We start from the raw sequence: 13422 nt of genomic DNA, 5'->3' as shown, positions 1-13422 counted from the left end.
TCAAAAAAAGAAATGAAACGAATACTGTTTATGCTCACGATCCTATTTCTGCTTGCAGCCTGCAATGAAGGCAAGAAGGCAGACAGACCCGCGGCCGGCGATGACGGCATCGATTCTGCATTTCAATACAAGGTAGACCGTTTTGCCGATATTGAAATACTACGTTACCCGGTACCCGGTTTCAACAACCTGTCGTTGCAACAAAAGGAACTGATTTATTATTTGTCACAGGCAGCACTCGAAGGCCGCGATATACTCTGGGATCAGAATAACCGTTACAACCTGACTATCCGAAGGGTATGCGAAGGTGTGTATGAGAATTATATGGGAGACAAGTCTTCCCAAGAGTGGGGAAACTTTGAAACATACCTGAAACAGATCTGGATGGCAAACGGCATCCATCATCATTATTCAGAGGACAAGATTATCCCGCAATTTTCGCAGGATTTTTTCGTGAAGCTGGTGAAAAGTGTAGACCCCGGCCGGATGCCTTTTCGCGACGGCATGGCAGCCGACGAGACACTGAATGAGATCCTACCGGTAATGTTTGATCCGGCCGTGATGCCCAAACGGATGAGCCAGACTCCCGGAACAGACATCGTAGTCACATCCGCTGTAAACTTTTACGAGGGAGTGACCCAGAAGGAAGTGGAAGATTTCTACAATGCAATGAAAGTTCCCAGCGACAATACTCCGGTGTCCTACGGACTGAATAGCAAGGTGATAAAAGCAGACGGAGTGGTCGCCGAACAGGTTTGGAAGCTGGGCGGTATGTACGACAAAGCCATTGAACGCATCATCGGATGGCTGGAAAAAGCAGCCGTAGTGGCCGAAAATGATCATCAGAAACAAACCATTCACACCCTTATAGCTTATTACAAAACCGGCGACCTGAAGACCTTCGACGACTATTCCGTGAAGTGGGTAACCGACACCACCTCCCGCGTTGACTTTATCAATGGATTCATTGAAACCTACAGCGACCCCCTGGGGCTGAAGGCTACCTGGGAGGCAATGGTCAACTTCAAAAGTATTGAAGCCTCTGAACGTACCCGCATTATCAGCGAGAATGCACAATGGTTTGAGGATAACTCTCCCATCGACAATCGTTTTAAAAAGGAAAAGGTGAAGGGTGTATCGGCCAAAGTAATAACTGCAGCCATTCTTGGTGGGGATACCTACCCCGCCACACCCATCGGGATCAATTTGCCGAATGCCGACTGGATCCGCCGCGATCACGGCTCCAAGTCGGTCACCATCGACAACATCACCTTCGCCTACGACAAGGCAGCCGAAGGAAACGGCTTCAGGGAAGAGTTTATGTGGAGTGATGCCGAAAGGGGCTTAACAACAAAATATGGCACACTCACCGACAATCTTCATACCGACCTGCATGAATGTCTGGGACACGGATCAGGAAAACTGCTACCCGGCGTCAGTACCGATGTACTCCAGGCCTACGCTTCTCCATTAGAAGAAACCCGTGCCGACCTGTTCGCACTCTATTACCTGGCCGACCCGAAACTGGTAGAACTGGGACTGCTCCCCGATAGCGAAGCCTACAAAGCAGAATACTACTCCTACATCATGAACGGAGCCATGACACAGCTCACACGCATTCAACCGGATAAACAAATTGAACAGGCCCATATGCGAAACCGTGCCACCATCTCGAACTGGATCATTGAACAAGGCAAGGCCGACAATGTGGTTGAATTAAAAGAACGCGATAGCAAAACTTATGTGGTTGTCAATGACTATAACAAGCTACGTGACCTTTTCGGTCAGTTGCTTGCTGAAGTGCAGCGCATCAAGTCGGAAGGTGATTTTGAAGCAGGAAAGAAACTGATCGAAACCTATGGTGTAAAAGTTAATCCGACGCTGCATGCCCAGGTGCTGTCGCGTTACGAAGCGTTGAACATTGCTCCCTATAAAGGATTTGTGAATCCTGTTTATAAGCCGGTAACCGATGAGAATGGAAAAATAATCAATGTGACCATTTCCTATGATGAGAATTATGTGGATCAGCACCTGCGTTACTCGCGGCAATACTCGGTACTACCGCTGAAGAACTGATCAGAATTCAACAATATTTGAAAAATAAGCGTTTCGGTTCGTCCCAAACGCTTATTTTTGTATTCATTCATCCAATCATCGCATGACGTACGAAGAAACAATCGCATACCTCTACAAACAGATGCCGGAGTACCAGCGTATCGGGCATCTTGCATACAAGGAAGGGCTCGATAACAGCCTGGCGCTGGATGCAATCTTTGATCATCCCCACCGCCGTTTTAAAACTATTCATGTGGGAGGCACCAACGGAAAGGGATCCACCTCCCATCTGCTCGCGGCCATCTTGCAGGAGTCGGGCTATAAGGTCGGCCTCTATACCTCACCCCACCTCCTGGATTTTCGTGAACGGATAAGAATAAACGGGATCATGATCGACCAGCGGTATGTGATCGACTTTGTGGAAAAATACAAAGATCAGTTTGAGCCGGTGATGCCCTCCTTCTTCGAACTGACCATGGAGATGGCTTTTCTCTGGTTTGCAGAACAAAGGGTGGATGTGGCGGTCATTGAAGTCGGTCTGGGAGGTCGTCTCGACAGTACCAATATCATCTCTCCCGATCTCAGTGTCATCACCAACATCGGGTACGATCATATGAAATTTCTGGGCAATACCCTACCGATGATTGCAACCGAGAAGGCGGGAATCATCAAACCCCTTACACCGGTGGTTGTGGGTGAGATCGGAAATACTGAAGTCGCACAGGTATTTATTGATAAAGCAAGATCGGTTGAGGCACCCCTGATATTTGCAGAGCGCTACATGAACAACTTTACTGCTGAAAGAAGTGGTACAGGGTGGCTGTTCCATGCGGATAATTATGCGGGACTCCGGGGAGAGTTGAATGGACCGGCACAGGATAAAAATGCCAGGACGGTATTGACGGTAGTGGAAATTCTCCTTGAAACCGGATATAATATCCCAAGAGAAGCCGTACAGAGCGGATTTGAAGGTGTGACTGCCATCACCGGCCTTATGGGAAGATGGCAGCAGCTAAGCTCCTCCCCGAAGATTATCTGCGACATCGCGCACAATGCGCATGGGTTACGCTATATAGCCGGGCAATTGCTTTTGGAGGATTATGACCGGCTACATCTTATTTTCGGGATGGCCAACGACAAGGATGTGGATTCCGTACTTGCTTTGATGCCGAAAGATGCACGGTACTATTTTACCAGGGCGTCTGTGGAACGGGCTCTGGATGAAAAGATATTGAAAGAACATGCTGCGGTTTACGGATTAGAAGGCACCACCTTTGCATCCGTTTCGGGAGCCATTCGTGCAGCAATAGAAAACGCCGGTGAAGATGATCTCATCTTCATCGGCGGTAGTTCTTTCGTGGTGGCAGATGCCCTGCTGTTGTTTACCTGATTACCAAATCATGACTATCCTGAAGTGATAGGTTACCTTTGCATCCGGATCCTCTATTCCATCAGAGGGTTCAATATAAAAGGTGACCCTGGACTTGCAAACTTAATTGAGACAAAAAGTTAAGCGACATCTTTAATTGATTCTTTTTTAAGATTATACTGATTCCAAAATTCATCAATGGTTAAGTTACCCAATGCTGAGAATCTCCTTTTATGATTATACCAGGATTCAATATATTCAAATACATGCAAGCGCATTTGCTCTCTTGTTTTGAGTTTGGTCCCATAGACCAATTCAGATTTGAAAGTTTTGAAAAAGCTTTCAGCCACAGCATTATCCCAACAATTTCCCTTTCCACTCATACTTTGCTCCAGCTTCAAGGATTTCAACAGGTTTACAGTTTGTTTGCAGGCATATTGGATGCCCCTGTCAGAATGAAATATCATTCCTTCTCCAAAAGGTCTGTTCCTATTGGCCATCCTGATGGCCGGGACTACGGTATGGGATGCATTCATACGATCGCTTATGGACCATCCGATCAGTTTGCGGTCAAAAAGATCCAGCACACAGGTCAGATAAAGAAATCCATCCTTACACGGAATATAGGTCAGGTCAGAGACACACGCTTTCACAGGCTCATTTTGATTAAACCTGCGATTCAGCAGATTTGGAGCAACCTTATAGTTGTGAGAGGCATCCGTCGTCACTTTGAATCGTCTCGAGAGTTTGCTGCGCAAGCCCATTTCTTTCATATGGCATGCTACAGTGGTTCTCGAGACAGGAGTTCCGGATGCCTGCAAATCCTTCGCCAGCCGGGGGCTTCCATTACGTCCCTTGGCAGCAAAATATGCATCTCTGATCTTTTCATCCAGCTCCATATATTTGCGCTTACGTTGGCCCTCCGGATCTTTAAGCCAGCGGTAATAACTGCTCCTGGGCACTTTCAGTACTTTACACATCACCTCGATCGTCCATTGTTTCGAGTTGTATTCCTTTATAAAGAGATAGATCAACGATCTCTCTTGGAGATGATGCTCAAAGCTTTTTTTAATATATCCCGCTCCGTTTCAGCTTCACCCAGACGTTTTTCCAGTTCAGCAATCCTTTTGGAGTTTTCATTTAGTGACTGGACTCCATGTCCGGGGAAACTGGCTTCCCCTTTCTGCTGGAACTCTTTCCGCCAACGATATAAAAGAAAGGGGGCAATACCCAATTCCTGTGCAAGCTCGGAAATATTCTTGCGTTCTAAACTGAGTTTGACCGCATTCTCTTTGAATGCCTTGTCAAAATGGGTTCTTTGTTTTCTCATATTACACAAAAATAAGCTTTTATGCTTAACTCTGTGTCCCGGCTAAGTTAGTAATTCCACCCGCTTTGTCTGTATACTATATTCATAACTGATCGTTTCAGTAAACTTGCTGCCATCAGTTAGTTCGTAGCTTTTCAGGTACGGAAGTTGTACTTGCACTTCATTCACGTTTTGATCACCCAGAAAAACATAACCGATCACCGCACCGCTTTCATAGATAAAGTCATCGATGTATTTCAACTGTTTAACCGCCTCCCATCTTCTGTTCGTGACACTCCAGCTCCACTCGGAAGCGTTCACGGTATATGGCTGAATTTCCCATTGTGTTTCCACGATATCATCACTGCTGTCACTACAAGAGGATAAAAACAGTGCAGTTCCAATGAAGAGGACTCCTGCCAATAATGAAGTTAACCTTTTACTTTTCATTTTCATATTTTTTGAAGTTTGTATATCTGCTTATCTGACGTCTTAAACGTCTATACGTTTAAAATTAAACAAAAAAAAGGATGAAAAGTTTTAACGGAGCAAATGATTAAAGTCCGCTGGAGACGAACTTTATCAGTTATTAATCAATCCTGTGCATTCTTCTGAACAAAACTATTTTCTTCCTCCTAAAAATCCACCCAGCAGGTCGTTCAGCGGATTGCCGTCGCCGTCCTTGTCGAGCACGCCTCCCAGCATATCCATGATACCCCCTGAGGATCGTCCCGACGACTGACCGGCGCCACCCAATAGTCCACCCAGGAGATTACCCAATCCTCCGGCTTCGGTATTGGTCTGTCGTTTCTCCTTTCCCAGGTATGCCATCACAATGGGAGCGAGGATTGCTAGCAGTGGTCCGATCTTGTCCATACTGATTCCCGATTTCTGAGCGATCCCTTGTTCGATGGCGGTGCGTTTATTACCAAAAACATGCCCCAGAATACCATCACCATCCGACTGCAATTCCTGCGGGTGGCCCTGCAACATGCCGGAAAGGTTATCCAGCAGTGAACCATCATGTTTCGACTCCAAAGCGTTGTGAAGGCTTGCAGCACCTTCCTCCGACTGTGCATTTCTGTTCATTCCTGCAAGAATGGCAGGTATAGCCATGCTCACGGCACCCGATGCCTGATTTTCATTTACACCAAGCCGCGTGGCTACATTTCGGACGATTGACTGCCCCATAGTGCTGTTTAGTAATTCTGAGATATCCATGTTGTAAGGCTGATTATAAGTGTTTAGTAAAATAGTTAAAGTACTTCAAAGATACCTGTTTAAACAAATTTGCAGTGAGATTGGTTCTGCAAAGAGGTGATTTGAGGAAGAAAACCCCATTGCAGAAATACGCAAAAAAAAGGGCAAAGTCAATTAGTTTTCAACATTCACTTGTTCTCAGTGAAAAAAAAACTATTTTTGCCTGAGAACTGATTAGGAACCGCCCATCATGGTTTGCGGATCACGAAAGGGAATCACTTACATCGGACAACTGAAATTATGAAACAATATCTCGATTTACTACAGCGGGTACTCGACGAAGGTGTGAAAAAAGAGGACCGTACCGGTACGGGTACCATCAGCATCTTCGGGCACCAGAGCCGGTACAGGATGAGCGACGGATTTCCGGTACTCACCACAAAAAAGCTCCACCTGAAATCGATCATCTATGAGCTGCTCTGGTTCCTCAACGGTGACACAAATATCAAATATCTGAACGACAATGGCGTGCGCATCTGGAATGAATGGGCCGATGAGGATGGCGATCTGGGTCCCATCTATGGCTATCAATGGCGTTCATGGCCCGACTACAAAGGAGGGCATATCGACCAGATCTCTCAAGTTGTCCACACACTCAAAAATAATCCCGATTCACGCCGCATCATTGTCAGCTCATGGAACGTGGCCGACATTCCAAACATGAACCTCCCACCCTGCCACGCTTTTTTTCAGTTTTACGTAGCCGACGGGAAGCTCAGCCTGCAGCTTTACCAGCGCAGTGCCGATATCTTCCTGGGGGTTCCTTTTAATATCGCCTCCTATGCCTTGTTATTGAAGATGATGGCCCAGGTGACCGGATTGCAGGAGGGCGATTTCGTGCATACTTTCGGCGATGCCCACATCTACCTGAACCATCTTGATCAGGTCAACCTGCAACTTTCCCGCGAGCCGCGTCCATTGCCTGAAATGAAGGTCAATCCTGACGTGAAGGATATTTTCGGTTTCCGTTTCGATGATTTCGAACTGGTGAACTATGATCCGCATCCACACATAAAAGGAACTGTGGCAGTATGATGAATCACAACGGCATGGAAATCGGCATCATCGTTGCGCTGGATGAAAAGAACGGGATCGGACGCGAGGGGGGGCTGCTTTGCCACCTCCCCAATGATTTGAAGCATTTTAAACAGGTGACCTCGGGACACGCCGTAATCATGGGCCGGAAAACCTATGAATCATTACCGAAAGGAGCATTGCCCAACCGCACCAATGTGGTGATTACGTCCGATGCGGCAGATAATTATCCCGGGTGTATCGTTGTCCGGTCGGTAGAAGAGGCGCTTACGCACTGCAAGGAGGGTGAAAAAGTTTTCATTATCGGTGGAGGGCAACTATACCGTGCCACACTCGGACTGGCAGACCGGCTTTATCTGACCCGCATCCATCATACTTTCAGTGAGGCCGACACCTTTTTTCCGGAAATCGACACCGGTGAATGGAGGCTGACTCAAAAGGAGTCGCACGAGGCCGACGACAAGCATCGGTATCCTTATACGTTTTTGACCTATACTAAAAAATAATCATGCGGTAATGGTTGGAGAAGCATGGAAAAAATTCATAGCGGGTGACGATCAATCTTTCTCCCTGCTTTATCATGCCTATTTTTCGGTGCTTTTTGCCTATGCCTTAAAACTGGGTTTCGATAAAGAAACATGCAAGGATGCCATACAAGATATCTTTTTTAAAATTTATGTTTCCAAGAACAAACTGACCCATATTCAACACATTGAGTTCTATCTGATCCGAAGTTTGAAAAACCGCCTTTTCGACCTGCATCACGATGAACACAAGATACAGGCAATCAATTATCAGGATATCTTTGAGGAGAACGAGAAAAATATAGTGGAGCAAATCATTGATAAAGAAAAAGAGACAGCGCTGAAACATGAAATATCTCATTTGTTACAAAACCTGCCACCCCGACAGCGGAAAATCATCCATTACCGTTATGAGTTTAACCTGAGCTATGCTGAAATTGCTGAAATCATGCACCTCTCGGCCGATGCGGTAAAAACAAATCTTTATCGGGCACTCAAAAAGATGAAAGACACATCTACAACCGATTCAAATTACTTGTTGACATATTTATTCACAATACTTAGTTAATTAATACTAAATTTGTCTCTTCTGCCAGTTTATTCCGTCTTTTTAAAAAAGAGTGTGAATGAAACTGAATTTAGATTATAAGGATTTTTTGTGTGACGATCTTTTTGTTTACTGGAGGATTCATCCGACGGCAGAGCTCACCTCATTCTGGGAAAAGTATATCAGTCGGAATAAGCATTGCAGGGAATCATTTCTGGCTGCAATTGCCATTTTCGATGAAATTCATCAGCAGCATGACAGCTTTCTGCCCGATGAAGCTTCGGTAAACCGGCAGTTACAGGATAGGATCAACCAGTTCATAAAGAAAAAACTACGCAAGGTGTATATGTCATCAGCGGCTGCCATTTTGTTACTGGCCCTGATTACTGCATTATATACAACTACACGCAAAGGAAGCACGTTTTCCGGTAAACAGATTGCTTCTATCGGGGAGGTCATGAATCAGGATAAAGTACAACTGATCACCGGGAACCGGGTGGTTGATATGGAAAACAACGCCACGGTACAACTCACTGAAAAAGAAAACGCCTTGATACGCGATTCTCTCTCCCGGAAAGAGATCGATTTGAAGAAAAATCAAACGAACAAGCTGATCGTACCATTCGGAAAAAGATCGTCGGTGATTCTTGCCGACGGATCTGCAGTATATGTAAATTCCGGCACGGAACTTGACTTTCCTTCCGTCTTTACCGGGCAGACACGGGAAATCGGGGTTAAAGGTGAAATTTTTATTGACGTAGCAAAGCAAAATCACCCCTTCATCATTCACACGCCCAAATCTCAAATAACTGTCTATGGAACATCATTCAACGTTTCATCCTACACCGATGAAAAAAATGAATCGGTCGTGTTGGTTGAAGGATCGGTGCACATAAAAAGTGATCAGAGTTCGTTGATGCTGAAATCCGGAGAGATGGCCGAAGTAAACAACGGCAACATCCTACGGAAAGAGGTGGATGTGATGGAATACATCAGCTGGAAAAATGGCTACATGCAACTGAATAAAAACTCAATGACCGAGGTGCTCAAAAAAATAGGAAGATACTACAATGTGGAATTCAACTATGAGGCCACATTGAATCTAAAGGACCAGACCTGTTCCGGCAAATTGTTCCTATCCGAAAATTTTGATGACGTATTACAATCATTTTCAAAAATGACTTTCCTGCAATATAACAAGACCGGTGACAGGATTATTTATATACAAAAAACAGAAAAACAGTGAGTATGATCAATATGTACCATCTAAAATGAATAGCCTATGACAATGAAGTAAAGAGAAAAATAAAAAAGGTCGGATAATGCGGCAACATTATCCGACCATACAAAGTGAATTTTGTGGGTAAGCGAGGGCAGAGACAAACTTGTATGACTATGCCGAGCACCAGCAAAATCTACGAAGTGAATTTTGCGATTAAGCGAGAGCAGAGCCAAACTTGTTTGGACTATGCCGAGCGAAAGCAAAATCTACAAAGTGAATCTAATTTATTGGGTAACAAATTAAAATTCAAAAACAAAGATATGCAAGAAAAGCAAAACTTTAAACAAATCATCCTGAAAAAAGACAATAAGTTTTTAAAAATCATGAAAATCTATTTTTTAATAACTTTCCTCTGTGTCTTTTCAATGGCAGCAGAAAACACCTACTCCCAATCGAAATCGGTTACGGCCGAATTGAAGGGTGTTACGTTGCGGGAAGCATTGCAAGAAATTGAACAGAACAGCGATTATCTGTTTCTGATTATGGACAATACCGAAGCCGGTTTATCGAAGAGTGTGAACGTTTCTTTCGACAACAAATCGATAGAAGAAATTATGGATTTGTTGCTGAAGAATACCAACCTTGTATACTCCATCGTAAACCGGCAGATCACCATCTCCAAGGAGCGGGTTGCAATTGAAAGTAAGAAAAAAGAAGAAACCACAACCGTCACCAAAGTAGTTCAGCAAACCCACAGAACCATTACCGGAACGGTGCGGGACCTGAATGGTGAATTCATTATCGGTGCGAATATTGTGGAGGTGGGTACGACCAATGGTACCATCACCGATGTGAACGGATATTTCTCACTGAATGTGGCAAACGATGCAACCATACAGATCACCTACATCGGATATCTGAGTCAAACGGTAAAGACAACAGGAGGTACCAATTTCAACATCACACTCAAAGAAGATACACAAGCACTGGAAGAATTGGTGGTGGTGGGGTATGGTACACAACGGAAAGAAAATCTTACCGGCGCCGTCTCCTCCGTCAATGTGGAAGAAACACTGGGAAGCCGGCCCATCGCAGACGTGGGACGAGGTTTGCAGGGGGCCGTACCGGGTCTCTCTGTGGTTATTCCCAGTGGAGAAGTGGGTTCAGACCCGATTATGAAAATACGGGGACAAATTGGCTCGATCGCTGGATCAAGCAATCCGCTCATTTTGGTGGATAATGTGGAAATACCGAATATACAGATGATCAATCCAAACGACATTGAATCAATATCTGTGTTAAAGGATGCTGCTGCCAGTTCGATCTACGGTTCGAAAGCAGCTTTTGGTGTGATTCTCATTACCACAAAAAAAGGAGCCAAAACAGAAACAACAGATATTACCTATTCAACCAACTTGTCTTGGCAACAGCCGTTCAAGGAAATTGAAATTGCCGGCGTGGACGGACTTGAATATACTTTGGAAGCACATGAGAATATGAAAGGAGCCGGTCCTGCCGGTGGATTCTGGCGTGTGGACAGAGAAAGTTTTGAAAAAATCAATGAATGGCAGCAAAAATACGGCAACAGCATCAAATGGAATGATCCTGTGGTTTACGGACGAGATTGGTTCTATGACGGGAAAGATAAATACGGGTATAGGATATATGACCCGGTTGAGGCCATGGTAAAAAGTTCTGCCTTTTCCCAGAATCACAATCTCTCATTGAACGGAAAGCGCAGCGATACCAGTTATAACCTCAGTTTTGGTTATCTGGGACAGGAGGGTATGATGAAACCAGCAAATGAAGACAATTTTACCCGTTTTACCGGAAATTTAAATTTATCAACAAAGATCACTGATTTTCTGACAGTAAGAGGTGGTGCCATGTATTCCGATGCCACAAAGAACTATCCAAATTCTGCCACCGGCTTTTTAGCAGATCCCTGGTTGTACTTATACCGATGGAGCAGGTTGTTTCCGACCGGTGCCATGGAGAACGGGGAGGAAGTGAGAGACCCATACTTCGACACCAAAAATGCGCACACAGCCGTTGACCGGAAGAAATATACAAATCTTAACCTCGGAACCACATTGGACCTCACCTCCAATTGGAATGTGAACATTGATTACGCCTACAGCACACAATTTAATCAGGAAACTTCTTCAAGGCCTACTTTCTCGGGAAGAGAGCCTTGGTACACTCCCGTTTTACTTAACGATGAATTGGGTAATCAGGTGTATGTGGATGAGAACGGAAATCCAACCGAAACAGGAGGTATACCCGCATACAGATTCCCTTTCGTAAATTACGTCACGAAAGACAAAACCTATTTTTATAAATATTCATTCACTTCAGAAAAACATACAGTAAATGCCATCACCAATTATAATTTAAACATCGCGGACACACATAAATTCAAGTTTATGCTCGGCACCAACATTGTGAGCTATAAATGGGATAGTCACTGGTCAAATAAAACAGAATTAATCGACGAAAACAATCCGCAGTTCGATTTTGCTGTGGGCACAGAAACGGTAGGCGGCGACACAAATTGGGATTCGCAATTGGGATATTTTGGGCGTGTTAATTATTCTTTCCGGGACAAATATCTTCTGGAAGGTAATTTACGTTACGATGCCACTTCTAAATTCCCATCTCATCTCAGATGGCGATGGTATCCATCCTTTTCGGGAGGATGGGTTGTTACAAACGAAACGTTTTTACAGGACCTTGATCCCATATTGAGTTTTGCCAAAATAAGAGGTTCGTGGGGTACCATCGGTGATCAGTCGGTACCGAATACCCTGTATCTGGCGACCATGGATATCAACAAAAATAACTGGCTCTCCCATGATGGAACACAGTATTTTGATTTAAGCACACCAAACCCTATTTCTGCAGGAATTACGTGGCAAGATATTGAATCACTTAATCTGGGCCTCGACTTTCGCTTCTTCAGTAATAAATTGGGACTGGTGCTTGAATGGTTTCAGAGAGACACCAAAAATATGATTATTTCGGGTGAAGCCCTACCTGCTACCTATGGGGCCAGCGCTCCTCAGGGAAATTACGGCAACCTGAGAACAAAAGGCTGGGAAATTGCAGTGGACTTTAATCACAGATTCGACAACGGCATAGGTATTACATTGAATGCCAATATTGCCGATGCCATCACAGACATAACCAAAGGAGCCGATTGGAATACCCCCTGGGAAAACCGCCTGCTGTCTAACAGTTATGCTACCGGCCGCAGATATGGAGACATTTACGGTTACGTAACCGATAGACTCTATCAGAAAGAGGATTTTGTTTACGACGACGAGGGAAATATACAACAAACTACCATTATTTGGGAAGGGACAGCCAAGGTTACAAATATGCTTGCGGGAAATAATCCGGTGTACCAGACTTATTTTGAAGACGGGAATCAGGTGCTGCTGGTGAGTCCGGGAGATGTAAAATTTGTAGATGTGAATGGCGATGGATACATCACACCCGGTAAAAATACTTTCGGCGATCCCGGAGACCAGGTTGTAATAGGTAACTCCACTCCTCGTTATGAGTTTGGATTTCGACTGGGAGGAGATTATAAAGGTTTTGACGCACAGGTATTCTTTCAGGGAGTTGGGAAAAGAAGCATCTGGGGATCCGGCCAGCTGGCAATTCCAGGGTACCATGTAAAAGATGGAGCAATGCCTCAGGCTATTGCAGAAAATTTCTGGAAGGAAGATCGTACCGACGCCTTTTATCCAAGAGCCTGGAACTTGAGTGGTGCCAACGAGGGATTTGTCATGAGAAAACAATCCCGCTACATGCTGGACATGGCATATTTGAAATTAAAAAATGTGACCCTGGGTTATACTTTGCCTCAAAATATGCTGCAACAGTTATACCTTTCGAACGTGCGAATATACCTTTCCCTTGAAAACTTTGTGACATTCGACAATTTAAGAGGATTACCCATTGATCCGGAAGCAATTTCAGGTCATTCAATGCTTTATTCCGGCGGCAACTACAACTTGGGCCGTACAGGTACATCCAATCCTACTTTTAAGTCTGCATCAGTTGGTATTCAGGTTAGTTTATAACAATAAAAAA

General features: G+C 44.6%; 11 protein-coding genes. 7 read left to right on the top strand and 4 right to left on the bottom strand.

Annotated elements, in window-relative coordinates:
• The first annotated feature begins 12 nt into the window (after positions 1-12).
• Positions 13-2076, top strand: coding sequence for a dipeptidyl-peptidase 3 family protein (locus AC1HCU_RS03405; protein ID WP_480369090.1), 2064 nt, complete (start codon positions 13-15; stop codon positions 2074-2076).
• Between the two features lie 82 nt (positions 2077-2158).
• Entirely contained in the window at positions 2159-3445 is a 1287-nt protein-coding gene (locus AC1HCU_RS03400) for a bifunctional folylpolyglutamate synthase/dihydrofolate synthase (RefSeq protein ID WP_480369088.1), read from the top strand.
• 119 nt (positions 3446-3564) lie between these two features.
• Here AC1HCU_RS03400 and AC1HCU_RS03395 read toward each other — a convergent pair whose 3' ends face one another.
• From AC1HCU_RS03395 to AC1HCU_RS03380, 4 genes are all read right to left on the bottom strand, one after another.
• The gene (locus AC1HCU_RS03395; RefSeq protein ID WP_480369084.1) at positions 3565-4458 is read right to left on the bottom strand and encodes an IS3 family transposase; all 894 of its coding nucleotides are present in this window, start codon (positions 4456-4458) and stop codon (positions 3565-3567) included.
• The gene (locus tag AC1HCU_RS03390) at positions 4455-4754 is read right to left on the bottom strand and encodes a transposase (protein WP_480369082.1); all 300 of its coding nucleotides are present in this window, start codon (positions 4752-4754) and stop codon (positions 4455-4457) included. Before AC1HCU_RS03390 ends, AC1HCU_RS03395 begins: the two co-directional genes overlap by 4 nt.
• 42 nt (positions 4755-4796) lie before the next feature.
• Positions 4797-5183 (bottom strand): hypothetical protein, encoded by a 387-nt coding sequence (locus AC1HCU_RS03385; RefSeq protein ID WP_480369079.1) that lies wholly within the window; start codon positions 5181-5183, stop codon positions 4797-4799.
• Between the two features lie 171 nt (positions 5184-5354).
• Positions 5355-5924: a DUF937 domain-containing protein gene (locus tag AC1HCU_RS03380; RefSeq protein ID WP_480369076.1), complete on the bottom strand. Its 570-nt coding sequence runs from the start codon at positions 5922-5924 to the stop codon at positions 5355-5357.
• Between the two features lie 309 nt (positions 5925-6233).
• Here AC1HCU_RS03380 and AC1HCU_RS03375 point away from each other — a divergent pair, with 309 nt between their 5' ends.
• From AC1HCU_RS03375 to AC1HCU_RS03355, 5 genes are all read left to right on the top strand, one after another.
• Positions 6234-7028, top strand: a complete 795-nt coding sequence (locus AC1HCU_RS03375) for a thymidylate synthase (RefSeq protein WP_294070336.1) — start codon at positions 6234-6236, stop codon at positions 7026-7028.
• Between the two features lie 14 nt (positions 7029-7042).
• Positions 7043-7534, top strand: coding sequence for a dihydrofolate reductase (locus AC1HCU_RS03370; protein WP_480371039.1), 492 nt, complete (start codon positions 7043-7045; stop codon positions 7532-7534).
• 10 nt (positions 7535-7544) lie between these two features.
• Entirely contained in the window at positions 7545-8120 is a 576-nt protein-coding gene (locus AC1HCU_RS03365) for an RNA polymerase sigma factor (protein WP_480369072.1), read from the top strand.
• 58 nt (positions 8121-8178) lie between these two features.
• Entirely contained in the window at positions 8179-9345 is a 1167-nt protein-coding gene (locus AC1HCU_RS03360) for a FecR family protein (protein WP_480369070.1), read from the top strand.
• A gap of 359 nt (positions 9346-9704) precedes the next feature.
• On the top strand, positions 9705-13412 hold the full coding sequence (locus AC1HCU_RS03355; protein WP_480369067.1) for a TonB-dependent receptor: 3708 nt from the start codon (positions 9705-9707) through the stop codon (positions 13410-13412).
• Positions 13413-13422 lie beyond the last annotated feature (10 nt).

The organism is Proteiniphilum sp. LBM24028, assembly GCF_056629195.1.
Note: the sequence above shows the minus strand (reverse complement) of the source record. Positions and strands in the feature narration are given on the sequence as shown.

What these genes read in the sequence shown, in the direction of transcription:
- AC1HCU_RS03360 (WP_480369070.1), top strand. Translation starts at nt 8,179, where the DNA reads ATGAAACTGAATTTAGATTATAAGGATTTTTTGTGTGACGATCTTTTT.
- AC1HCU_RS03380 (WP_480369076.1), bottom strand. Translation starts at nt 5,924, where the DNA reads ATGGGGCAGTCAATCGTCCGAAATGTAGCCACGCGGCTTGGTGTAAAT.
- AC1HCU_RS03370 (WP_480371039.1), top strand. Translation starts at nt 7,043, where the DNA reads ATGGAAATCGGCATCATCGTTGCGCTGGATGAAAAGAACGGGATCGGA.
- AC1HCU_RS03400 (WP_480369088.1), top strand. Translation starts at nt 2,159, where the DNA reads ATGACGTACGAAGAAACAATCGCATACCTCTACAAACAGATGCCGGAG.
- AC1HCU_RS03390 (WP_480369082.1), bottom strand. Translation starts at nt 4,754, where the DNA reads ATGAGAAAACAAAGAACCCATTTTGACAAGGCATTCAAAGAGAATGCG.
- AC1HCU_RS03355 (WP_480369067.1), top strand. Translation starts at nt 9,705, where the DNA reads ATGAAAATCTATTTTTTAATAACTTTCCTCTGTGTCTTTTCAATGGCA.
- AC1HCU_RS03405 (WP_480369090.1), top strand. Translation starts at nt 13, where the DNA reads ATGAAACGAATACTGTTTATGCTCACGATCCTATTTCTGCTTGCAGCC.
- AC1HCU_RS03365 (WP_480369072.1), top strand. Translation starts at nt 7,545, where the DNA reads ATGGTTGGAGAAGCATGGAAAAAATTCATAGCGGGTGACGATCAATCT.
- AC1HCU_RS03375 (WP_294070336.1), top strand. Translation starts at nt 6,234, where the DNA reads ATGAAACAATATCTCGATTTACTACAGCGGGTACTCGACGAAGGTGTG.
- AC1HCU_RS03385 (WP_480369079.1), bottom strand. Translation starts at nt 5,183, where the DNA reads ATGAAAAGTAAAAGGTTAACTTCATTATTGGCAGGAGTCCTCTTCATT.